This window comes from Aeromonas sp. 600527, assembly GCF_049175415.1.
Taxonomy (GTDB): Bacteria; Pseudomonadota; Gammaproteobacteria; order Enterobacterales; family Aeromonadaceae; genus Aeromonas; species Aeromonas veronii_A.
The window spans coordinates 16,880-39,936 of sequence record NZ_JAAKVA010000003.1 but is presented as its reverse complement, the minus strand read 5'-3'; the positions used below and the strand labels follow the sequence as shown (position 1 = coordinate 39,936).

14 protein-coding genes and 2 pseudogenes are annotated in these 23,057 nt (G+C 44.1%); 7 read left to right on the top strand and 9 right to left on the bottom strand.

The genetic code is table 11. The annotated features are described in order from the left end of the window. Nucleotides 1–894: 894 nt before the first annotated feature. Entirely contained in the window at nucleotides 895–2,142 is a 1,248-nt protein-coding gene (locus tag G5154_RS05935; RefSeq protein ID WP_323950337.1) for an HAD family hydrolase, read from the bottom strand. 8 nt (nucleotides 2,143–2,150) lie between these two features. After that, nucleotides 2,151–3,158, bottom strand: a complete 1,008-nt coding sequence (locus G5154_RS05930; RefSeq protein ID WP_421263905.1) for a DNA-processing protein DprA — start codon at nucleotides 3,156–3,158, stop codon at nucleotides 2,151–2,153. A 1,000-nt stretch (nucleotides 3,159–4,158) separates the two neighbouring features. Between G5154_RS05930 and G5154_RS05925 the strand changes: the two genes are divergently transcribed. From G5154_RS05925 to G5154_RS05915, 3 genes are all read left to right on the top strand, one after another. Further along, nucleotides 4,159–4,551: a hypothetical protein gene (locus G5154_RS05925; protein ID WP_128297483.1), complete on the top strand. Its 393-nt coding sequence runs from the start codon at nucleotides 4,159–4,161 to the stop codon at nucleotides 4,549–4,551. Nucleotides 4,552–4,575: 24 nt separating this feature from the next. Beyond that, nucleotides 4,576–6,285 (top strand): relaxase/mobilization nuclease domain-containing protein, encoded by a 1,710-nt coding sequence (locus G5154_RS05920; RefSeq protein ID WP_201972128.1) that lies wholly within the window; start codon nucleotides 4,576–4,578, stop codon nucleotides 6,283–6,285. Between the two features lie 120 nt (nucleotides 6,286–6,405). Continuing rightward, complete coding sequence (locus G5154_RS05915) at nucleotides 6,406–7,128, top strand: hypothetical protein (RefSeq protein ID WP_128297515.1); 723 nt, start codon at nucleotides 6,406–6,408, stop codon at nucleotides 7,126–7,128. 370 nt (nucleotides 7,129–7,498) lie between these two features. Here G5154_RS05915 and G5154_RS05910 read toward each other — a convergent pair whose 3' ends face one another. Genes G5154_RS05910 through G5154_RS05900 form a run of 3 tightly spaced genes read right to left on the bottom strand, consistent with a single transcriptional unit; the run spans nucleotide 7,499 to nucleotide 13,731 of the window. Then, nucleotides 7,499–9,715, bottom strand: coding sequence for a DEAD/DEAH box helicase (locus tag G5154_RS05910; RefSeq protein ID WP_421263904.1), 2,217 nt, complete (start codon nucleotides 9,713–9,715; stop codon nucleotides 7,499–7,501). Beyond that, the gene (locus tag G5154_RS05905; RefSeq protein WP_190283681.1) at nucleotides 9,687–10,982 is read right to left on the bottom strand and encodes an ATP-binding protein; all 1,296 of its coding nucleotides are present in this window, start codon (nucleotides 10,980–10,982) and stop codon (nucleotides 9,687–9,689) included. The genes G5154_RS05910 and G5154_RS05905 overlap by 29 nt, the downstream gene beginning before the upstream one ends. Continuing rightward, nucleotides 10,975–13,731 carry a TerB N-terminal domain-containing protein gene (locus G5154_RS05900; RefSeq protein ID WP_421263903.1) on the bottom strand — a complete coding sequence of 919 codons (2,757 nt, stop codon included), beginning with the start codon at nucleotides 13,729–13,731 and terminating at the stop codon, nucleotides 10,975–10,977. The genes G5154_RS05905 and G5154_RS05900 overlap by 8 nt, the downstream gene beginning before the upstream one ends. Before the next feature lie 368 nt (nucleotides 13,732–14,099). On the opposite strand from G5154_RS05900, the pseudogene G5154_RS05895 reads away from it, so the two are divergent. The 3 genes and pseudogenes from G5154_RS05895 to G5154_RS05885 form a co-directional block, all read left to right on the top strand. Continuing rightward, nucleotides 14,100–14,411 (top strand): annotated as a pseudogene (locus G5154_RS05895) (transposase); the annotation flags it as partial. Between the two features lie 828 nt (nucleotides 14,412–15,239). Next, nucleotides 15,240–15,527 carry a hypothetical protein gene (locus G5154_RS05890; protein WP_201971944.1) on the top strand — a complete coding sequence of 96 codons (288 nt, stop codon included), beginning with the start codon at nucleotides 15,240–15,242 and terminating at the stop codon, nucleotides 15,525–15,527. Nucleotides 15,528–15,690: 163 nt separating this feature from the next. Beyond that, nucleotides 15,691–17,511, top strand: coding sequence for a recombinase family protein (locus G5154_RS05885; RefSeq protein WP_421263902.1), 1,821 nt, complete (start codon nucleotides 15,691–15,693; stop codon nucleotides 17,509–17,511). Between the two features lie 266 nt (nucleotides 17,512–17,777). Here the strand turns inward: G5154_RS05885 and G5154_RS05880 are convergent, their stop codons facing one another. From G5154_RS05880 to G5154_RS05865, 4 genes are read right to left on the bottom strand one after another with little or no spacing between them, the layout of a single operon-like run. Continuing rightward, nucleotides 17,778–18,254 carry a Mov34/MPN/PAD-1 family protein gene (locus G5154_RS05880; RefSeq protein ID WP_408802009.1) on the bottom strand — a complete coding sequence of 159 codons (477 nt, stop codon included), beginning with the start codon at nucleotides 18,252–18,254 and terminating at the stop codon, nucleotides 17,778–17,780. Further along, nucleotides 18,241–19,962, bottom strand: coding sequence for a ThiF family adenylyltransferase (locus G5154_RS05875; protein WP_421263901.1), 1,722 nt, complete (start codon nucleotides 19,960–19,962; stop codon nucleotides 18,241–18,243). Before G5154_RS05875 ends, G5154_RS05880 begins: the two co-directional genes overlap by 14 nt. 2 nt (nucleotides 19,963–19,964) lie before the next feature. Continuing rightward, entirely contained in the window at nucleotides 19,965–21,263 is a 1,299-nt protein-coding gene (locus tag G5154_RS05870; protein WP_042024857.1) for a CBASS cGAMP synthase, read from the bottom strand. Beyond that, entirely contained in the window at nucleotides 21,260–22,348 is a 1,089-nt protein-coding gene (locus G5154_RS05865; protein WP_042024858.1) for a CBASS cGAMP-activated phospholipase, read from the bottom strand. The genes G5154_RS05870 and G5154_RS05865 overlap by 4 nt, the downstream gene beginning before the upstream one ends. Before the next feature lie 427 nt (nucleotides 22,349–22,775). Between G5154_RS05865 and G5154_RS05860 the strand changes: the two are divergent. Continuing rightward, a pseudogene (locus tag G5154_RS05860) lies at nucleotides 22,776–23,027 on the top strand (DUF4172 domain-containing protein); the annotation flags it as partial. Nucleotides 23,028–23,057: the final 30 nt, after the last annotated feature.

Below are 23,057 nucleotides of genomic sequence, written 5' to 3'. Positions count from 1 at the left end.
TTACGAGTTCTGCCTCTAAGTCTTCAAGCCATCTTCGGCCGCCAGCATGTGCGGGAGACCTACATCAAGCAGTCCAGTACTGCCGTTGATTGCGACCGGCAAAATGAATCGCAGCTTGCTGATGATCCTAGCGTTGTTTCCTGATACCACGATTCGGAACATCCTCAATAGTTCAGCCCTCTAGGGTCGCTACTAGTTCAGATATGGCGATGGAGTAGATAACTACTATCCATCGCTGTTGATTCTAAATGCTTCCAGAACACGCATATGGCCTCCGCGAGTGGTCAGAACACCATAACCACCTGCTTGGTTTGGTGCGCTCTGGGACCTAGAGTGCAGCCATGAGTAAGTAGGTAAGAAAACGCAAGGTGGTGTCTGAGAGTAATGAAGTCTCATATCATACTAAGTAATAAAGATTCATACTGAATATTAAAGCATCACGCAGACATGTTAGTTTTAGAAAGGTGCTAGCCGCTCAGCTCTAGAATCACAGTGTTGAGCAATGCTACAAAGTGCTTATAGACCGAGCCCTAAGTAAAATTACTCGCATTCCTCCAAGCTAAAATGTAATATCTTCACTGCTCTGAAGATAGTCGTCTTCAGGCGGCTTATAGGAGGGACGTTTATGGCCCGTTTTATAACCGAAGGTGGATCTTTTCTGTGTTAACTAGGCCCATTGCGCCAGTCAGTCTCGCCTAAGATCCCGAAATCTGCTGTACCAATTCGTTAAATCCAGAGATGCTTATGTATTTTTCTTGCTATCAATGAGGAAAAACAAGCCAGGTAATACGCTTGGAAGATGGAAAAACCCTGCATGATGGTTGGCAAAGGGCGAGCATGAGATTAGCCAACCATCTCTTAATGTCCGTGCATTTAAAATGCGAGTTGCATTATTTAAACACATTCTTTAGGCCAATCCCAGTTTATATACTGCTCTAACTGTTCACCTAGCTCCTCGGATGCTGCACCATCTACATGATATCTGTGATAACTATATTCTATTCCCATTGGGACGTTTTCAAATTCATTTATATCATATGGGTCGAATTTTCCCATATCACCAATGGTGCAGAAATTCGTGTTAATAGTCTTCAACCATGAGACCATAATTGTTCTAGCGCCAGTCCTCTCTATGTATTTTCTTGCTGCATCAAGAGAATATCCTTTTGTGCAGATATCATCAACTAAAAGAACAGTCTTGCCTCGTCGCAATGGAGGGTTCGTATATTGTTGGCTGTAATTTTTAATTGGGAGTCGAGTAAGTGTTATTGTATTTATTTGGTTGTGGTGATCGATGGCGATACCTTTATTCCTAGCGGTTTGTGACTTTTGAGCTGTTGTATGTCTTTCAATTAAGTTATGTAAATATCCCTTTCTGAAACACTTAGCAAAGGTCATCAAATCATCTTTCATTTTATCATTGTCATAACCTGCTTCATGCCCTGGATATGAGGCTACAAAGTCTATTTCATCATGAATACCAGAAAAATACATGCTAGTCACAAGAGCTCCAAGCCAGAAGTCGACATCACCGTTTCCAAATTTTGCTGCGGCACGGGCATTTTCTGAGTATTTTCTGAACTCCTCTTTGTATGTGCTAAATGGAGCTAATGCGTAGTATTCAAAAGAGCCGTCCTTAATTTCATGACTCCAGAAGTGTTCGCGTAGACACAAGGTGTCAATAAATCTAGCCACCTCTTTAGGTTCGCTAAACTCAAAACCATAGTCAGTATTTTTGCTATACCAAATTGCTCGCAAGAACAGTAGACCACCGTTAACAGCAGTTTTCATATCGTCTTCATTACTTCCAATATATACTACTTCGTTTGGTGCCCATCGCATCTTTTCTAGCACGTAGGCTGTAGCTGCTGCTCTTGGTTTTGGAGGGACATTTGCATCCCTCTGGCGAGTGAAAACCACCAAATCATCGAAACGTTGCTCTAGGTAGTCATACAGATTACTTCTCTCACCATTAATCGTGATAGTTCTATCTTGATTAGCTAAAAGGACAGGGGTTATGCCACGAAGCTTTAAGAAGGTCATGAGTTTTGCAACCTCATAAAATACTTCTTTATCTATTTGCCCCATATTGAGTATCGTGTCAGCCACACTAAGGATGACACCCTTTAGTTTTTTAGTCATATGAATTCCTATAAGTCTAAAGAACCTTGGAGGCTGGCAAGGTCAGCCTCATCTAATTCTGTGTGCGGAGGCATTAATTTTTTCGGATTACTAATACACTGAGTAAGTTCTGTGGAGTGGTCTGGGATTTTAAATGCAACCCCTAGAGAGTACTGATTGACTAACTTAATTTCTTCACTATCACAATCAGAAGTTTTCAAGTAAGGCATAATAATAAAACGATGGAATTCTTTTGCAAAGTTAACGGTATGAGCTGTTCCACTTTTTATTTTCCATTCTACAGGGACAACAGTTTCAGCTAAACCTGCTTGAATTCTATTTCTCCTCACAAAATTGTAGGCACTGTAACTTTCACCCAGCAGATATTCAGAAACAATAGTGCCATTATTAGCCAAGATATCAGCTCTGATGCTTTCAGACCCTCTAGGGTAGTTACTATCAATACCAGTACCAAGGATTGCTACTGTGGGAACACCAAATCTTATCGATTCTATATGTGCTTTTTGATCAATGCCTTCAGCAAGTCCACTGACGGATACAAGGCCGAGATTTGAAATTGTGGCGACAATATATTTTGTTAACCATAAACCATCCTCGGACGACTTCCTGCTGCCAATAATAGCAACAGATGGAGAATATAAGTTTGATATATTTCCTTGAACAAATAACCACATAGGGGGTTCGGTAATATTTTTTAGCTGAGAAGGATATGACTCATGACCATAAAATATCAAATAGACATTCTCTTTTGCTAAGTGCCTTGCAATATCTAAACCTTTCGACCAAAGTTCAAGTTTGAAGTGTGCCCAGTTTTCGGGAGAGTTTTTAATGCTTTCTTCAAGTTTTAAACGCAACATCTTTTCGAAGTAACTGATGTCATCAGTTCGAATTAGTTCTCTAAAACTAATTTTTTGAGCTGCGATTCTATATAGCGTTTTGAACCCTACACCATGCAGTGATTGAAGCGCATAAAACGCCACCGTCTCGGCTTTCCAGTATTCTTGTTGCTCCGCCATTATTTACCAGCTTTAATGAACCTCAATTCAGAATACCATACCACAACAATACGATTGATACAGAGAGATGTGTCGTATCATTACCTCTGTAAGCACTTCGCCTCTTTACTGTTTGTAGCTGATGGCCTATGTATTGCTTTCCTTCAGGCTCTGTCCTCTTGATGTCTGCAAGTTGGCGGTTCCTTTGTGGTGTGTCGATCAAGTCTAGGTTGGCGTTATGGTTAGAACCTGCTTTCCTACTGGAGCTGTGAAATCTACACCTTCTAGCCGAGAGGTCAGTCGGACACCTTTTGGTTGCAGATGCTCGACAGTAGTCAGCACGGCCACGGTGTCGCACCCCAGACGGTCAATCACCACAACCGAATCACCTTCACAGTCCCAATACTGTCTCATCAATGAAATACCGATCCATCTGGTCACCTGCTTGCTCAATTTCTTGCTGCTGATTTACTGTGGTTTGGTCGGCGTTGTTGCCCAAATCAGCGATCCAGTAATGACTTCTCCAGCCCCAGGTGACAGCTACATTCAGGGCCTTCTGACAGGCGGGCCCAGCATATTCAGTTTGTTTATGGCCTCGTGCTTGTCAATCAGAGTTAGTAATCCAGATTATTACTAAATCGACTTTCGCAATTCATATGTGATAAGTAGTGAATAGAATTATTACTACAGGCATTACTTAATGTAGTAATTAATTAATGCACTATCACTCGCAATGAAAATCAATGCTTTATTTATTTTAAGTGTTGATTGTTTTACCTGAGACGGTTTAATATTAAGTAGAGAGAGAAGGAACACGCGAGCTATATTATTTGACCATCAAAACATCACTTCGTGAGTTTTCATGGTCAAATAAGCCCGCCCCACATAGCTCAAACCCTGCGGGTTCTGCGCTAATGGGGGATGTACGTGCTCAAACCCAATGGGTTCTGCGCGGTCAAAATTCTCTTCAGATAATGCAGTGTTACTCCAGCATAAAAACAATAACAACAACGGTGCTACCATGAATGAAAGCAAAGATACGAGAAAAAAACCAAACTGTCGCGGTGGTCGTCCACCAAAAAAACAAGATGAGAAAGTGACTCATTTTATTAAAATAGGTCTAACTGAAAAACAGTTTAAGCATTTTTACAATGCATTTAAGGGGCGTAATGAGAGAGTTAATCTTTCCTCTTGCATGCGGAAAATGATTGTCGGATTTCTTAACGATGGTCGTTTCATAGTTAAGAATCCTAGTGAAATTGATGACCAAGCATTGTATGAATTAAGGCGACTAGGTAAAAACATAAATGGATTTTTGATAAATAGTAGTATTGGTAAGGATTACTCACAGCTAATCATTACCTTGTCATCTACTCAGCAACTGATCAACCAAATGATAGAAAAGATAAAATAATAATACTATGAGGCTTGGCAGTTGATGACGATAACAAAAATTAAAAAAAAGACAAAATCCTTTAGGGCTAGGCTGAACTATGTATTTCGTGGTGATAGTCATGAGCATAAACTGCATGATGAGAAGGGGAAGTTAAATGTCAGATTCATCAGCGGGTCTACATTTCAACGTGATCCATATGTAATTACTGGGGGTGTGGTGAATGTTAATATAGATTTATTAGAGTCTGAGTTTCTAGAACGCTCGGCTCAATGTAGGGGTAAAAATGAGTCACATTGTTGTCACTATATTATTAGTTTGGCTCCACAGGAGACTCTATCAGATCAGCAGTGGCAGAATGCTGGAGAGATTCTTTTACGACAACTAGGATACGATTGCTCTGTAGTCTGGTGTGGTGCCATCCATAACGATTCTCAATGCCAACATATGCATATTGTTTCATCCAGCATTTTATCTAACGGTCGCAGCATTAACCAACATAATGATTATCATATGGCAATGAGGGCGGCTCGAATTATAGAGCGAGAATTTGGCCTAAGCATCAATATAGATGCTGATAAAAGTTTCAACAAGGATTCTAAAACAGAACCGGTGCTGTTGAGAATCAGCCAAAAACACAAATTTGAGGAACATGCTGAAACAATTCGAAGAAAGCTAAAGATTATATATAAGACAAGTAAACCTTCAACAATGTCTGATTTTGTCATGAGGCTTAGGAATGTTGGGGTAGCTACACAGATATGCAAAGATCTGAATGGGTTACCCAATGGAATTCGCTACTCAGTTGATGGTAATAAGTGGTTAAGTGGCAGTAGTATAAAAAAAACTAGGTTTACGTGGCGGGCATTACAGACCCATGAGAAAATCAGTTATGTCCCAGAGCGTGATAATGTTGCACTAGGACTTGACAGCGTTACTCCATTATTAAGGGTGCATGATTCTAACGATGATATTTCTTATATCAGAGGGAAGCTTAATAGTACGATTTTATACAATAAACCTAAAACGATGACTGATTTAGTTGTCAAACTGGCTAGATGCGGGGTATATGTCCAGGCTACAGTAGATGAATCAGGAATCCCCGATGGTATAAAATTTTCTCGAGATGGGAATGTTTGGCATTCTGGCTCAGCTATACAAAAAACTAAGTTCAGCTTTAACAGACTTATCGAACGATATGGTATTAGTTATACATCAATAGATAACATTGCCCTCGGGATAGGAGGGGCTAAACAGTTAGATATTTCTGTTTCAATGATGATTACACCGCGAGGAGTTCAGCGTGTTCGTGGTCTTAAAAAACAAGGAATTTACCACCATGACTTATCTGTATATACGAATGGAGATAAATATCGAGTGTGTATACCATATCGATTTTTTATAAGTCAAAAAGAGTTTGTTAATGTTGCAGTCGGCGGGACTCTTGAATATACATCGATTATGTCAGCTATAGTAGAATCATTTATTGAAATGATAAAGAAGATAATTCATGCGATCTTTGGTTGTTCTCCTATGATGCAGCTATGTATTGTTGAGGGGGATCAACAACCAATCGATAATGAGTGGCAATCAGTATCACTGATTGATAATAATAAAAAGACGGTTGACCATAACCTGATAGAGTCTAGAGATTATCTTGAAATAAAAAAAGATTTAGAGCGTGGATTGCAATGGCGACTCAATCCAAATAATCTTGAGCATGTCATGTTAGATGGAAATATTAAGATAAGATGACAATAATAAAGTTTATATTATACCAGAGAAATGTATGTTTTTTCTTGTGAAAATTTCTCATTGAGCTATCATAATTACAAATGATATTAACTGTTATAATTACAACAACAAAGGTTTATCATGACAACGGCAAAATTGAGACAGTGTGGTGATAGTATAAAAGTGATTTTTTCAAAAAGTATATCTAAAAAAAATGATGTTGGAGGGGAGAGGTCTATATCTAGCATGGTTGTGGCCACAGTAGATATAAATTCTGATTTTAGTCGTATTGACAGTTTGAGTGAAAATGAGGTTGTTGATTTCAGGTTATGGGCTGACAAGCAGCAGCGTCTAATACGGAATGCATTTGCAAAAAATGCGAGTCGAGGGATTTATGGTGGCAGGCCAGTAATTAGAGATTCTAAATCTACGTTTGCATTGTATGGTTCTCATATAGATTATATCACTGGCTGTCGATATGGTGAGTTTACTGGAATTATCAGTGAAACGTATCAGACGGGGCATGCCCTGGAATACCCTAATAATACGGACGAAATTTATGCATGGTTAGACCGGTGTAAGGATGCTGGCAGGTTAGAAGAAATATTAGATCCTGTTATCGACTGGGTTAACCAGAAAATGGAAAGTTCATATGAGAAAAATGGAGTTTCTGCGTATTCTGAACCTGAGGAAATTGAGTTATATATGAGTTTGAGACGGTGGTATGGATGTCTGAGAATCACATTTGACTTGCCTGGTGGGAAAATTACAGATAGTGAGCGTGAGAGGGATGCTATATGGAGTGAGAGTTATCAACAAAGGGTTGACGAATATATGTGTGGAAAATATGAAAAGACAACTTGATTTTATAGATTAAATGGGCATTATTACCCAATTCAATACAGCCTGAATGGCACTAACTGAGGACTCGGTGATTTGATCACCACTATCCTTTTCAAGTCTGCATCGTGGACACGTCGCTTAACGCCATCATTAACTGGCATCAATACAACAAGTATCTTATTAACCCTGGTTCGCTCATAATTCTCGCAGAGCGAGGAAAGGCCATAGTTATTATATAGGTGTATTCTGTCAGCTAGCCAGCTCAGTAGCAAAGGTAAGTGGGCCTATATTGCACCACTAGTCGTGGTGCATGTGTTCCAGCTATCTGTCTAGTCGGAGTTTTGTACACTATTTCAGTAATATATGTCCGTATTGTTTAAAACATGATAGATTATTTTCCATACATGAGTATGACTTTTTTACAGATTCCTAATGCACCTTCCAGATCTAACCGAAGTGAGGAGAATGATTTACGCAAAAGCCTATCAGGAAGTGCCCAATCCCACTTTTCTCTATTTAAGTTTTGGACTCCGTCCAGTAGATCTGTCGATAGTATATGTGAGTCATTAATGCTGGCCATAACATTCAGCATTTTTTCTTTGGTGCAATTAATTAAGATGTAAACGCCTTCATTAACAGCATCAATATCATTTTTTTGCATCAACAGAACAAACGCATCATGTGCAATATCACTGGACCACGGGAATAGCAGCACGGCATTACTGCCCACTTCAATCAATGTAGTCGAGTCAAGATCATAGCGTTTAAAGTTTTCTCTTGCTTCGGCCAGTAGCTCTTTTGCTTTGGCATCAAGAAATGGAACGTCAAAGCCACCAGTAAGCACATTGCGCATTTCACCCCTGACTCTTTCGTTAACAGTGGCCAAGCAGTTATCAAAGACAGGAGGAGTCCCTCCTTTTGAGGGGGCCACCAGTATAAATTTCTTTTCTTCATTCACTTCGAGAACTTGCCAGCGGCGACCGGCAAAAATGATCTTTTGGCCGGTGATCAGTGGCCTGCTGATTGGGAGCAAACCAACCTGAGTAGAGGCGCAGATCAGCCTGTATTCTTCATCACTGACAAATGATGCGAAGAATTCGTGATTGTTCACGAGTTTTTCGCCAACCTCCCCATGCAGCAGCAAACCTGATGAGTCCTGATGTATCAATTTCAAGCTGCCCATCTGCTTGAGAAGACCGATGAAGTCATCAGGTGTGAACCCCTCAAAAGGTGCACCAGGGGAGAGCAGGCTATGCCAAAGGTCTCTGGCCATGATGCCGCCGCGCTCACTGATAACAGAAAGGATCTGTTGAACCAGAGTTGAGGCGTGCAAGCCACCAGCAAGCGGAGGCTCAAACCAACCGCTGATCAGTAGCCTGACCATAGCGATAGTCTGGATCAGGTCCTCACGTAATGAATCCGAGATGCTTGTCTTGGGGGAGAGCTCACGCTCGATGATGTAGCCGCGAAGGATGGCGGATTCTCCCTTACGGCGTCCGGATCTACCCAGACGTTGCCGCAATGAAGATACGGCAGGGGGGCGACCGATCTGGCAAATGCTTTTAACGGAGCCAATGTCGATCCCGAGCTCCAACGAACTGGTGCAAATCGCTGTCGCTGGCACGTCACCCGACTTCAATGCTTGTTCGGTTTCTTCACGATATGTTTTCGACAAACTCCCGTGGTGCGCCCAAAACTGGTTTGGGACCCTGTCTTGTTCACAAAGACGACGTAAACGGTCTGTGTACTTTTCAACGTTCGATCTGGAGTTGGGAAACACCAGGTTGTTTGATCCCCTCAGTGCTCGATACAAGTCGTTGCCGATGGCCACATAGGGAGAAGTCGGGTCGTCTTCATCTCGTTCTTCGTCTGGTTCCGTTTTACCTTCGATATAGCCTTTGATGAGGACCTTTAGCTCCTGGCCCCCATCCTTTGACTCGATGAGCTGGACGCTATCAGGTAGGGAAGGGCGCAAGAATTTTGCCGCGAGCGACATATCCCCGAGAGTAGCAGAGAGCCCAACGCGGGGGACCTGACGACCGATGGCCAGCTCAACACGATGCATCAGGGATTGGATCTGTTTTCCTCGCTCAAAGCCGATGAAGGCATGCAGCTCATCAATCACGATGTACTTGATGTTAGCCATCATCCCTGGGATGGATGGCCCCCGATTAACAAAGAGGGCTTCCAGGGATTCAGGGGTGATCAACAACACCCCGTTGGGGTGCTTCAAGAATTTCTGCTTCTTGCTGTAGGCGATATCACCATGCCAGCCAGTAACGGGGATCTCTAATGAGTCACAGAGCTCGTTGAGCCGTCCCCATTGATCATTGATCAGCGCTTTGAGAGGACTGATGTATAGAACCGTAGCGGGCTCGGGGCTGTTCAGTAGCACCGTGAATATCGGCAAGAAGGCCGCTTCAGTTTTACCCGCAGCGGTGGCAGCAGCGATGATCACGTCTGTATCTGCCCCCAATAAGGCCGGTATCGCCCGCTCTTGCGCATCACGAAGAGAGGTCCACCCCTTTTGCCACACCCAGCGCCGGATCCGCTCATCCAGCCGTTCAAAATGTCGGGAGTCAGAGCTGGAACGAGGTGAATTCATCATCGGGCTCCACTGCCAGTTCTAACTCCGCTCCCTGATCAGATTTGATGTCAGTAAAGCCAATGAGCTCTTTCCAGTTTGTATCAGGGTTCTGCTCCAGGACGGCCAGCAGGTTCACAAAGGCGGTGATCGTCGTTCTTGGGGTTCTGAAATAGCTTTCCCCCAACCGGCTCTCACAATGGGCCATAAATGCCGGTAACGCTTCGTCTGGCAATGTGTAACGGGTTTCATCACCACAGGCATAGACATGCCGCAACTTCTCAAGGAGAACGTAGAAATCCTCAGGGGTCAGGCTTGAGAGGCGCAGTACTGGCCCTGAGTAATCCACCAGCCCATCCTGAGCAAAGCTGTTCTCGGCCAAACGGGATTGCAGGGCTGAATAGCTGAAGAGGCCGCGTCGGGTGTCCATCAAAAACTCGGGAGTGCCGCCAAGGATGAACCCGAGCCCGACCGACGTCCCTTGCAAGGAGTCATTGAGGATCCGCAGAATTTGTTCGTAGTTGGAGTTGCGAGCTTGGGTGTTGGCAAGCTTATAGAGGTTCACCATCTCATCAAGGCATACCAGCAAGCCTGAATAGCCTGCCAGCTGAACGAAACGGGCCATCAGCTTAAGCTGATCATACATGGTGGCATCATCAACGATGGTCCGGACACCCAGCGCCATGCGGGCATCGGTCTTGGTTGAGAATTCGCCCCGAAGCCATCTGATGGCGTCATGCTTCAGTTGGTCATTTCCATCTTCGAACCCTTTGCAGTAGGCGGCGATCACCTCGGCAAAGTCATAGCCATTGACCATCTCGGCGAGATCTTCCAGCTTCTTCCGGATGACCGCTTCAGGTTGTGAGCCATTCGCCTTGGCTTCATTTTTCGCTTGAGCGATGAACTTCTCCACTACACCAGCAAGTGCACCGCCATCAGGTTTCGTGCGGGTGGACATATTCTTGGCGAGCTCAGAATAGAGGGACCGCGCTTGGCCGCCGCTGGCATGCAGTCGGCGATCGGGATTGAGATCGGCGTGAACGGTAACAAGCTGCTTCTCAAGCGCGATTGCTCGCACAAGGTTGAGAAGGAAGGTTTTACCGGCACCATACTCCCCGACAACGATCCTGAATGATGAACCTGTATCGGCAACGCGATTGATGTCTGCCATGAAGGCGTCAATTTCGTTTTTGCGGCCAACTTGGATGAGATGCTGACCCACCTTGGGCACGACACCCGCTCTTAAGGATTGAATGACGGCGTCACGCTCTTTTGGCCTGATTTTACTCATGAGGAATTTGCTCCAGAAGGTCAGTGTTCAATTCAATGGTGTCATCACCCTCGATCAGCATTTCATCAAAGTGATCGAGCATGACTTCGTTAATTTGTTCAAGTGCACCATCGAGCATCAGGCCCATGGTGTTGGCAAGTGCAGACAAATCATCACGAGCCCATTCCGGACGGGCAAGCAGAGCCCTGAGGAATTGGCTTAGGTCATCATCAAGGCCAAATAGAGAACGAGTGTCCCCAAGGGGTGTCGGCTCGTCCGCTTGATCTGATGACGCTTCGGTCTTGGCCTGTTGTGGCTGGTGGATATCATCATGTTCACCATCATTCTCTGTAAACACGGATGCGAGCATTGCAGTGACTTGAGAGGTCTCTTGTTTGAGCTGTGCCACCCGAGCCATATCCAAACTGGAAGCTCTGGTAGGAGCCTTGGTCACGCTGCCAGATTTGCTCGTTGATACGATCCTGGCCTCATTTGAATGGAGGTCCGAGTAGACCTGTTTCACATCCAAAGAGATCAGCTTATACAGCTGCTCCAGTACCTTCACTTTGGCAGGGGTGATCGAGTTGTCAGCTTTCACAAAGGCGACGAGCAGCTTGCCGACTAAAGCCTTTTGCTCATCATCTAGGCTATCAATGGATTTCTTTACAATTGACAGGGTCGGGGGAGTCTGAGTGCCAAGCAGTGCTTTTGCGATCAGTCGAACTGATTGATAGTGGGCCAGGAAGTTCATTGAACCGATCTGCTCCTTGAGGAAAGCGATCGTGACTTCCGATTTATCTTCGTCGGTATTCAGGACAACACAGGCCAGATCTACAAATGCGGACACAGTATCCACATTGCTCTGATTTTTGTTCAGCGTCTCTTGCGGATTTATCGGATAGATGACAACAGGCTCGTCTCCCTTCGGGCGCTTATTGCTTCCCTCTGGGTGAGGCTCGATGCTCATATGGTAGTGAGCCAAGATGTTAGCCAAACCTTCATACTGCGCTTTATTGAGGCCTCCCGTGCTGTTGATGTTGATACGAGCTGCAAGGTCAGACCAAGGCAGAAGCATGGCATCAACACCAACAAACTCTTCCAGGGTCACGAACGGTTGTTTCATGGCTGTTGGCCAATACTGATATGGCAGATGAAGCAAAGCTTCCAAGGTGTTTTCTGCCCCAACATTTCTCCCTAGATACCGGCTATATGGCTCAAGCAAGGAGGTGCAAAGGTCAACAACCTTACTCAGCTTTTTGATGTATGGCTGCGAGAAGGAGACATCAGATAGATTGGTGACGCAGCGCTCAATGAATTGGCTGACGGCATAAGAAGACGGCGCATAGGAAACCTCGACACGGGATTTGAGCTCTTTCAGTTTGATGCCATCGCCATACTCCCGTTTATAGGTGTCGATGAACATAGCCTTGAAGATATCAAAGCAGCGCTGCGCGGGGGTCCGTAAGGAAATTGTCGGGGTACAGGTCGCCCAGAGCAAAGCCCAATCGGCAGGAACCGGCTTGCCGTCTCTAACCAGTTGCCCGAGGCAGATTTTCAGCGAAATAGGGACGTGGTAGCTGAGCGGATCGGCCTCTTGTGCGGGGAAAAGGTAATATTCCTTGCTGATGTTCTTCGCCATCCCATATTCGAGAAAATTGGTGGCATATCTTGTGAAAGAGGGGTGCGCCGAATAGATGGTCACCAATCTGGCTATTTCGGCAAGAATAAATGGCATCTCTCTTTTGGCTAGCTCATCTCTTTTGGCATCAATAAAATACCGGCGCTCAAGGCCATAGAAAAAGATGAAAACAAACCCAATTGCGACGTCGGGGTCTTTGCGCCCACTCGCCATCCATTGCAAATATCTTTTCTTGGCGTCGGCAGTGAGATTTTTATAGCTCGGATAATATCCATGCAAATGAAGGTCTGAGGGCGCATCTTTGATGGTGACAAGAGCTTGTGGATCGATGAGGGATGGCTCCTCAAAGAGTCCTCCGTCCAGCCTTGTGTTACCGACATAGAACATGCCGCCGCTAATATTGAGACCAGCAAGAGTGATCTCTTCACCTGGGGACATCCAGCGGCCAACCATACTGGGCCCCGCAGGCATTAGCTCAGAAGGGGTGAAGAGTACGTTTTGCTCAGAAGACACAACGGATGGCCCGCGTTCTCCGAATGAAAAAGATATGCTGAACTCGGGCGCGGGTAGTTCCGTATCGTTATCTGCCAGGGATAAAACAGTAAAAACATCGTCATCAAAATCAAGGGAGGCTGGTGGCGCATCAATAGCTGGATCTGGCTTTGTGTTGGCAAAAGAGTTTGCATCCAAGGTCGTGGGCTCAAAAGGGGTTGATACACCAGAAATCATGAGGTCAGAGGCCGATATCTTGATCAGATCTTCAGTGTCTGGATTTGGTTGCTGGTGGGGTGACGCCTCTGGTTGCATCTTTGTATCCACGTTGGCTATAGCATTCGAAGGACTGGGGGCCGGTGATGGCGCGAAAGCTGCCCTCGGCGGCTCTCGATGCACTGGTGAAGTGTGCTTAGTTGGATGAGGGGTGGCTGTAACTGTTGGCTTTTGTGTGTTGTCGGTGGTTTTTTTGTAACGGTATGTGAAAAAAAGAAATAAAACGCAGAATGCACCCACCCAAAATTGCCAAGGAACCGCTTTAATAGCTTCAATTATCTTGATAGTAATAAAGATGACGATGGCAAGTATAATTAGATAAAAATCTCCAAGTTTCTTTGATGTCCGCCTTTTCCTTGCCATTTATTCTCTCCAAACAGTAATGCTTAAGCTAAGTAAAATCACTAAATTAAATAGCTACCTTAAAGTGTGATGTGCCTAATGATAAAGTTCACGTATACACGAGTAAAGGTTCTATCACCTGAAGATGTTCACTCTGTGAGGAAAGATTAGTGATTTCTTACGTGTATGGAGATGGTATTCACCTGACAGTTGCCCACAAAAGGGTGTTGTCATACGGCTTCAAACCGGATAACAAAACGGTACCCCTACCGTGTTATCTGGAGTCACCATATGACCACCAACGAGAAAGTACACGTCGCAAACCCTGATCTTGCCCACACTCGATGGACACCTCGTTAAGTGAGTAAAATCACTGACAGAGGTGGAGCATGAGCAAAACAACAACTGAACATAAAAAGACCCTAGCCCGTTACTCTCAACCGTACAAGGATGAAGCCTTGGCCCTGGCCGAAAGTGTCGGGATGAGCAAAGCCGCAGCACAACTTGGGCTTAAAGAGGCACAGCTCTATGCCTGGCGCATCAAGGCTCGGCAGGTCATGAATACGGGTGAGCGAGAGCAACAACTAGCGGATGAAAATGTAAGACTTAAACGCCAACTCGCCGAGCATATCGGACAATTTCAGGTGGCTGCAATGACTCGCGTCCTGGGTGTGGCACGTAGCGGATTCTATGCATGGTGTGCTAGGTAAGAAACTGTCTCGGCCCGGACCCTGGTCCGTCATAAGTTGGATGCAAGGGTTGCCGATGCCTTCGCCGCTGCCAAGGAGTGAAGCGACGTGCCCATGATGCAGACTTGAAGAGGATGGTGGTGATCAGATCACCAAGTCCTCAGTTAGTTCCTCAAGCTGCATCGATTTGGGAAACAACGCCTGGGAAAGGAGCAATGACGGCACGATACTGACACTATGATGGCTAGATGCACATGCAGCTAACCTAACTTGGGTGGTAAAGGTAGTAGCAAAAATATTGCAATTTTAACAATTTTTAAACGTTTTGTTTTATTTAAAAATTTAAATATAAAATCTTTTTTTGTTCTCAAACATATATATATATTCCGCGCTTTCACTTCGTTTCAGCGCGAAGGGGAGCCAGGTATTTAAAGATGTGAGGTTTTAAGGTGTTAAAAGAAGAAAATCTTTATAAAGAAATTGAAAAACAAGACATCTATGGCGTATTTTTTTGATAAAAAATACAACATTAAATTATCATGGAAAATGAAGTCGCGCAATGTTTTTTTGCGTGAAACTGAAAAAAAACATCCTGTCAATATGTTTGTGAAATGTTGCATAATAACCAGTGACGCTTCTGGGGGGTGGGCGCTAGGTTGTCAGCGTTAACACCCCATGGCTTTATCAGCCCCTCCCCACTTCGAACCTGAAAAATATAAGTAAAAATAAATATTAGAGAATATAGATAATTCCATTCTGGTGATGAAAATATTTTCCAGTGGGGGTTGATATCTTGTGTTTTCGGATATAATCTTCCACCAAAAGGTCGGCGAGGGATATATGAAGAGAACCGATGACAGTGTTGATAGTGAGAAAATGAAAAAAGCTGAATTATTGTATCGTAGACGGCAGGCTGGTCTGGATATGCCTGACGGCCACTATACACAGGATATTTTTCAATTGAGCAACAAAGAATGGCAGCCCTGCTGTCGCAATATCATGATCGGCGATGATATGCACCCCATTAGGGCGAAGCAGCACGCAAAATCAAAACAGCATATTGCGAATCTGTGCGGTGTTCGCCCAGCGGATTTCATTAAGTATCTCAAAACATCAAAATTAAAATAGAACCAACTGAGATCAGCCTGTGATATAAATCATCGGTGTGGTTCTTCATTTTTATTGGATGTCATATATCTGTTTTTTAATCTAATCGTACAGATAGCTTACAAATATAGTGATTTATCTAGCATATAGATTTTCGTCATAGAGTCGATTTTTTGGAGATGTTATGAATTTAATGTCATCTGCACCAACACTATATTTGTATAGTCGTGTAAGTACTGAAAAACAAGCCGCTGGTAATAAAACTGGCGTGCAACGTCAGACTGAAGGTGCATTGGTTGAAGCAACAAAGGCAAAATATAGTAGTATGCCTGTTGTTCATATGTCAGATAACGGCATGTCAGCCAGTAAAGGGGAAAATATTGAATATGGACGTCTTGGCGATTTTATTGAACTATGCCGTTCAGGTCAAATCGCCCCCGGCTCTGTATTGGCCATGGAAAATATAGATCGTTTCTCTCGCCTAGCGTTAACAAGAGCAAGTGAGTATTTAACATGTGTACTTGCTGCTAATGTTTTTGTTTATACCTGGATTGATGGGGCGGTATATCAAAAAGATAATTTGGCATCTGCCATTTTCGCACTTGTCAAGCTTGAAAGTAGTAATGATTATACAAATAAGCTTTCTGCTCGAGTTACTGGTGCTGCACGTGTTGCTTTAAAGCGGCACCTAGATGGTGTTCGCGATACGGATGGTTATCCGGCAGCGATTAATGGTTTCGGAAAGAACAAATTTTGGGTTGATACTACAACCGGATTTGTTCGCCCTCATCCATATTATTTTCCCGTGATTAAAGAAATCATTTCGATGATTCGTGAAGGGAAGGGGCATATAACAATAAAAAAATATTTAGATGAAAACTATACTCCCCCTACAATAGCTCAAAATTCTAATAAGGAAGGGTGGGGGATAAACCTTATTAAAAAGGTTATCAGTGATCGGGCAGTCTTAGGTGAAAAAATAATTCATATTGATGGTCGTGAGCATCTATTGGAAAACTATTACCCCCTGGCTTGCACTGAGGCTGAATTCGCACAAGCTAGGCATGTGCGTAGTGAAAAAAAGCAATTTACTAGTAAGCTGAAAAGCGCTGCGGGCATCATTACGGGAATGCGTATCGCCACTTGCGGGGATTGTGGCAGTTCACTACAGGTCTACCGCAGTAAGGCGGGAAAAAAAGATGAAAAGCTTCGTTACAAATGCAGCGGAAGATCAGACACATCGGTGAAAAGCTGCACAGCTGCAACATTTGATAACCGATATTTTGAGTACGCACTCATGTTGCTGATTGGCAGTGTCATCCTTCAGCCAAAAAAAAATGAAAATGAGAGTAAGGTTGCTTTACTAAAGAATAAAATAGATGCGATAAGTTCAAAAATAAAGAGTACGTTTCAATCTATTGAGGCTGCCACAGAGGGTGATATACATATTTTGTTTACTGAACGATTAAATAGCCTATCTAGGGAGCGCAAAAAGTTAAATGAAGAGTTGATCATTGAAAGAAGTCATGAAGAGATCTCTATCAATCCAGATATATATATGCTTATACCTTCAAACTTCATTGACTACAATCAGACAGATATAAGAAATGAGGTCAGAGATACAATATATAAAACTGTTAAATCCGTAAAAGTACATTCTGTTACTAGCTGTTTCTACATTCAGGTTGAGTTATTTGGTGGGATGAGTACTGACGGTATTGTCATTGACAATAAGTATATCGCTGATTTCGGTTTTGACATGCATCATCAGCAGGAGAACGAGGAAGCATTCCTAGCTTACAACAAATTTGTCAATAATTTTGAGTGTATAGATAAAGATGGCACGATGATTAAAATGTTAGACTTAGTTAATGGCACTGATCTAAGCATTTCTGATGATCTATATCTCAATAAAAGGATAAAAGCTTTAAAGGAACAATCTATAACTGATGAAATGTGTGCAGCGATTGAAAAATTTGAATGTTGGGTTCCAAAAATCCAGTAATTATTGTGTCAGTTGGTTGAAAGGATTTTGACCATTACCAATGGTTGATATGTCAACTTACTAAGTTATCCTGATAAGACAAGCAATACCATATATTTACACCATGATGCTAACCATATGGCATATGAATCTACCCTATAGCTGCTTCCAACATCTTTTGAGCTGTGCATGGTAAGGTAAATATGGGGAATGGCTAAAGTTACCCATCCCCTGATGCATCTTAATATTTATGACATTAAATTTCCGGTATCACTGCATCTTTCAAATTAATATATTTTCTTCAATGCTTCACAGTGACCATTCTCACAGTAGCCCCACCAGTCAGTCTTTTGACCAATGATCGCTACTATGGATGCACTGTTTTTAGGTAAGCCTTTACGCCAACTAGATACGTCAGTGGCAGAGGGCAAAGGATTCGATTCAGGATGGGTGTGCCACTCACCAATATAAGTAAGATAGCCTCCGGATGTGTGCCAAAGTTGATCAACCATAACTTGATGGTGTTGTTTTTTACGAACAAAACCAAAACGTGATGCTTGGTCGTAGGAGCTAGGTTCTGTAACGTGAGTTATTATTATATGAGGTGGCCGAATTTCTCCAATAAATACACCTCCTTGCTCAGGTTGACCGTGATGTAACTGCCGATATCGATTTAAAATATGAAGTACCGCAGTCTCAACGATGATTAGTCCACCAGCTCGATTACTCAAGGTTAGCTCAGCCTTGACATCAGGAACAAACACTACATTCTCCAAATTTACGAAGCTTTCGACGTTTATGATGAATGGCATTACCTGTCGAGTGTTGAGCATAAGTCCAGGGAAGTCTGTCCTGAAGAGTATTCAGTACAGCTTCTTGAATTAGTGCGGCAGTAATTGTGCTGACGCTAGCATCATAGGGTGTGAAAATGCTGCCGCAGGAAACTCGATGAGGAGCTACAGGCCTATCGACCTCCTTGAGGGTCTCGAGACGTTTGGCACATTCATAACAGGCTTTTCCATCGTCGATCATAACAACAGACGCTTGACCATAAGCATCATTGTAGCCGTGGATGATGAAGGGAGGACGTTGGGTAGAGGCTCGAGCCAAATAACTGAGCATTTTACCTGTTGGGGCGTGACCAGTAGCATCGATCACAATATCATAGCCACGAATATTATCTTCATTCATTTCTAAACGATAAGGTTTGACATCTATTCTTGGATTGCCCAAAGAGTCACGCTTTATTAGCTTACTTAGGGCCTCAGCTTTATTCCAACCGATATAAGTGGCTGGGAGAGCATGCCGACTCAGATTGCCTGGAGACAGAATGTCACTGTCACAGAGAACTAGCCGACCGGTATTGCCACGCCCTGCTCCTACCTTGGCAAGCAGCTGAGCAGCAAAGCCTCCAATGGTGCCGCAGCCAATTATCAAGATTTGCTTGTTCTCAAGATCAAGGAAAACAGGTCTGTTGCGCCGTTGAAGCTCTTGGTCGCTTATCGAGCTCACATTTAAGCGAGAGAATGCGGTCGTTGCAGATTTTGATCTGAGCATAGGAAGGGTAGAGCCGAGCTTTAGTTTGTGTTTACCTCCCCTAGATTTGGCTCGTTCTGTTGTACGGTGTTTCAGGATCGTCTGGGTGGCTTGACTGAAGCAGACTTCAAAGCCAATGATGCCTTCGTTCGAAATATCGAACAACACCATTTGCCTGCTCTTGGTGAGCCTGGTGAGTATTCCATTGGCCAGTGAGTCATGAGCAGGGAGGTCCGCAGATTTTAACCAATCAAAGACTTCCCTGAGTGATTGAGGCGGCCATTTACTTGGTGCTATCGCAGTGTTGTTAACTCTGACAACGGTCACGTCGCCATCAATCCCCACAGCCGGTTTTTCTCCTCGTAACCTAAACCAGTCATCCCTTTGCCCAGCGTTGTGGAAGACAACATATTCTTTGTCTGTTTGTCCATCTGCTGAGGTTGTCACTTTCAGCGACTTGTATGAGAATTTTGTACCTGACAGCTTGCCTGCATCACCATAAATGTAAGCATCTACAACCCCATTCCAGTAGTTCACAAACTCGGTTTGAAATTCCTCTTGCCGTTGATGGCCAGCTGTTACAGCATTGTCCAATGCTTGCTGGATCAGGCTGTTTAACATGGCAATTACAGCAGGTGGGTGTTGGGGATCCCAATCGGCAGTGTCCTGGTTCACCAAACATAATCTTTGGAAACTGCTTATGTGAGGTAAGGCCATACCGATTAAGTTAGCAGGGCGACTGATAACGTACGTTTCCGGCAAGCGACTAAGGTCTTCTCTTGGCCTAACTACAGCAATAATGAATTCACCTGCATGTGTTTGGTAGGCTTTTATATAGGCTGGACACTCTCTCGGTAGAGAAATTGGTAGGCCGGTGATGTTGCGACTCTCGACATATCGAAAGCCGCTATGTAATAACAAGTTATGGATAGTCACTATCAACCACTCGTCATTGAATCGGTCATTTGGCTTTGTCGTTGAGGTTGTCGTTGTTGTTGGTATGCAGGTATGGCAACCCAAGGCTTGATAAGCTCTTCGTTTACAACACTGTCACCAAAAAGTCCATTTAGAGTTTTCAGTACTTCGTTCTTTGTTGAGAGCCTATTCAGTGCTCGATTAAGTTCTTCGTGCAGAGTCTCTGCTTTCGAGATAATGCTCTGAACCGTATTATCATCCATCTTTTCCTTGGGAAACAACAAGCGACCTTCATCTGAGGCATCTGGACTTTCCACTCCATCCCTTAACTTGGTGGCCAACTGTTCTGTTACTTTTAACAAAAGTTCACCATGATCTTTTGTGTCAGGCATAGGTGTATTATCAAAGGTGTCAACGACGCATTTCATAAGAGCTATGGAGGATAATTCAGGAGATTTCCACTGCACATCTCGCCAAGCCTTCAGGTATCGACAGACCTGCCGCATAGGGTCACCATGTCGCGCTACTGCGCTCCTGAACCAACGCGCAACGATTTCTGGATCTGACTTAATCCACTTATCCTTTCCTCTGACAGCCAAGTAAACACAATTTTCATCAAGCTTTCGAGTGGCTGACTTACTGAGAACACTTTCATTCAGTGAATCCATCCCTGCGACAGAGTTCAATGCCACTTCTCGAGTTTCAAACTGATCTCTTGGGATTGCATACATGGGCACATCTACATGCACATTTCTATCTTCGATGACAATACGTCCACAAGTAGGCTTCTTTAATGCTTTCCAGTTGTAGTTTTCTTCTGCCAAAGATGCTAGCGATGCATCTACAAGTAGGAGAAGAAGCTCATGGCCGACTAACGGTTGCTCTTTGAACATATCCATAGGCATGTATGTACCATCATCAATGTCCATCTGCTGCGGAGGTTTATGATATGGCTTGTTCAGTGTTTTGTACTTGTAACTTCCTTGAACCCAAAATCTTGGCTCTGTATTCAAGAATGCTCCGCGTGCGTCATCACTCATATCCAAGAGCAGTTTCACAACTCGCTGGACATCTGCATTGTCAAGATAGCGCAGGTTGGTTTTCCTAATTGCACTTTCTACGAGTTGGATGTTCGTTGAGCTCCGAGAACGGCTGGCCAGCATTTTGACGACATCTTTTGCTTCTGTGAATACACCCTTTGTCCGAATTCTGATCGTGTCCTTAAGTTTCTCGAGAGAAGCCTTGTCGGTGCTGGTAGGCTCCAGTCTTTTCATGAGACCGTCATTGGTATTGGTAAGATATAGATGTGCTGACCATTTCATTCTGACGCTTCCTTACGGTCGGTGGGGTGAATGAAGGCTGGAGCCTCCGTGCTAAAGAAAGTCTCGATAAGTGCTTTTTTGCCAGTAGCTGTGGTTGCTACAGATTTGCCCCACGCGACAAGTGCTTTCAGTGACTCTTCGCTCGCATTGTCTAACGAGATGACTCGAGCTTGTTGATCAGGCACGGTTTCATCAAGCGAGAAATAGCAAGGGGGCATGCCTTCTCGATTTAGTGCCTTACCGGCCATGAACCCGTGCATTTTCTGCGAGGAGGACATGACTGTCTCAATGAGTGCCTTTCCACCGCCCCAAAGGCCAAAATACCCAGGGAACCACCTAGAGATGTTATTGGGATTGATACAAAAATCGTTGGAGAGGGTTCCAATATTAAGAATTTTGATATCGTTTGCTGTTATACCCTTAAACTCCTCATCATCCAGATAATTCAGCGCTTCATGATAGGCGACGAATGATGGATTGTTTGCTAGTAAGCCTCCATCGGCAAAATACGCACTCTGCCACTCGATATAGTGAGGTAGGAAGTAGGTGGGGGCAGCAGATGTAGCCATGGCTACATCAACCAAGGTGAATTGATCATCTCGGGTGAACAGGGAGTTATGACAGGTTTTGATGAACAAAGGGCGACCTGTGCTCAGGTTGACCGTTGGGATGAGCAGGCGTCGTTTTAGCGATCTGACCGTCTTGCCGGTTCCCACGATCTCAGTCACTGCTTTTTCCAGGTTGTTAGCCTTATAGAGGGGGCTCAGCAACAGCTTACCTAGCTGGTATATGTTTCGAACACAATTGGGCACCCAACTCTGGCGAGGGAAAATATCTGGAGCTGCTTTGTGAAACTTGCCCTGCAAGTCTCTAGCTTTCTGACCATCAGCCAAAGCAATGGCAATTATTCCGCCGATGGAAGCCCCGGTGATCATGTCGAAGTAATTACCGATGGCCAAATCAGGATTGTTGTTGCGCTCAGCCAGAACCCGTTCTAGTTCCGCTAAAATGGTAATTGAGAAGAGACCACGCACCCCTCCACCGTTCAAAGACAGGATTTTGAATTGCTTGTTAGAGTCGTTCATGGAGCCTCCATTAGAACCGTACACAATATGCGGGGATTCTGTGCTCACTTCAATGGGGAGCGTAAAAAGAACACTGTAACGGCTACTCTACGGCGCTGTTGCCAAAATGAACTGTTCTGATAACAGCTAACCCTGCTCCAAGTTACTGTTACTCTTTGGTCTTTTCTCCACGGGTCACCTGCCTTGGTAGAACTACTCACCGTGCAGTATGAGCGGGCACAGGCCAACATATATCGGCGATGAATGAGGCTAGAAAAGCTTATGAAATGCGTATTGCACGTCATTCCAGATATGTAGTTATGTTGAAGCTCTGCGGGCTAGAGCTGCATCCTCATTACTTGCTCTGATAGTGTGCTGCATGTGTTATATTCGGCTCAAACATTGAGCTGAATGATGGGCTGGGTCGGCTCATTATTGAGACCCTAGCATGTTGGATGAGGAAATAGTGGAATCATTTTGGATTTGGCAACAAGCAGATTGGCCCCATTTTCGTTGGCGGGATAGCGAGATATTGCCCAGATTACGGCATGCTCAACGCAGGCTGGGAATGCTAATAGGTAGTCATTCCAGATTGGGGAACTCCGACCAAACGTTGGATACGTTACTGGCTAACATCATCTCCTCATCCGCTATTGAGGGTGAGCGTCTCAATGCCCAATCCGTGCGTTCCTCCTTGGCTAGGCGGTTAGGGGGATCAGAAACTCCGTCC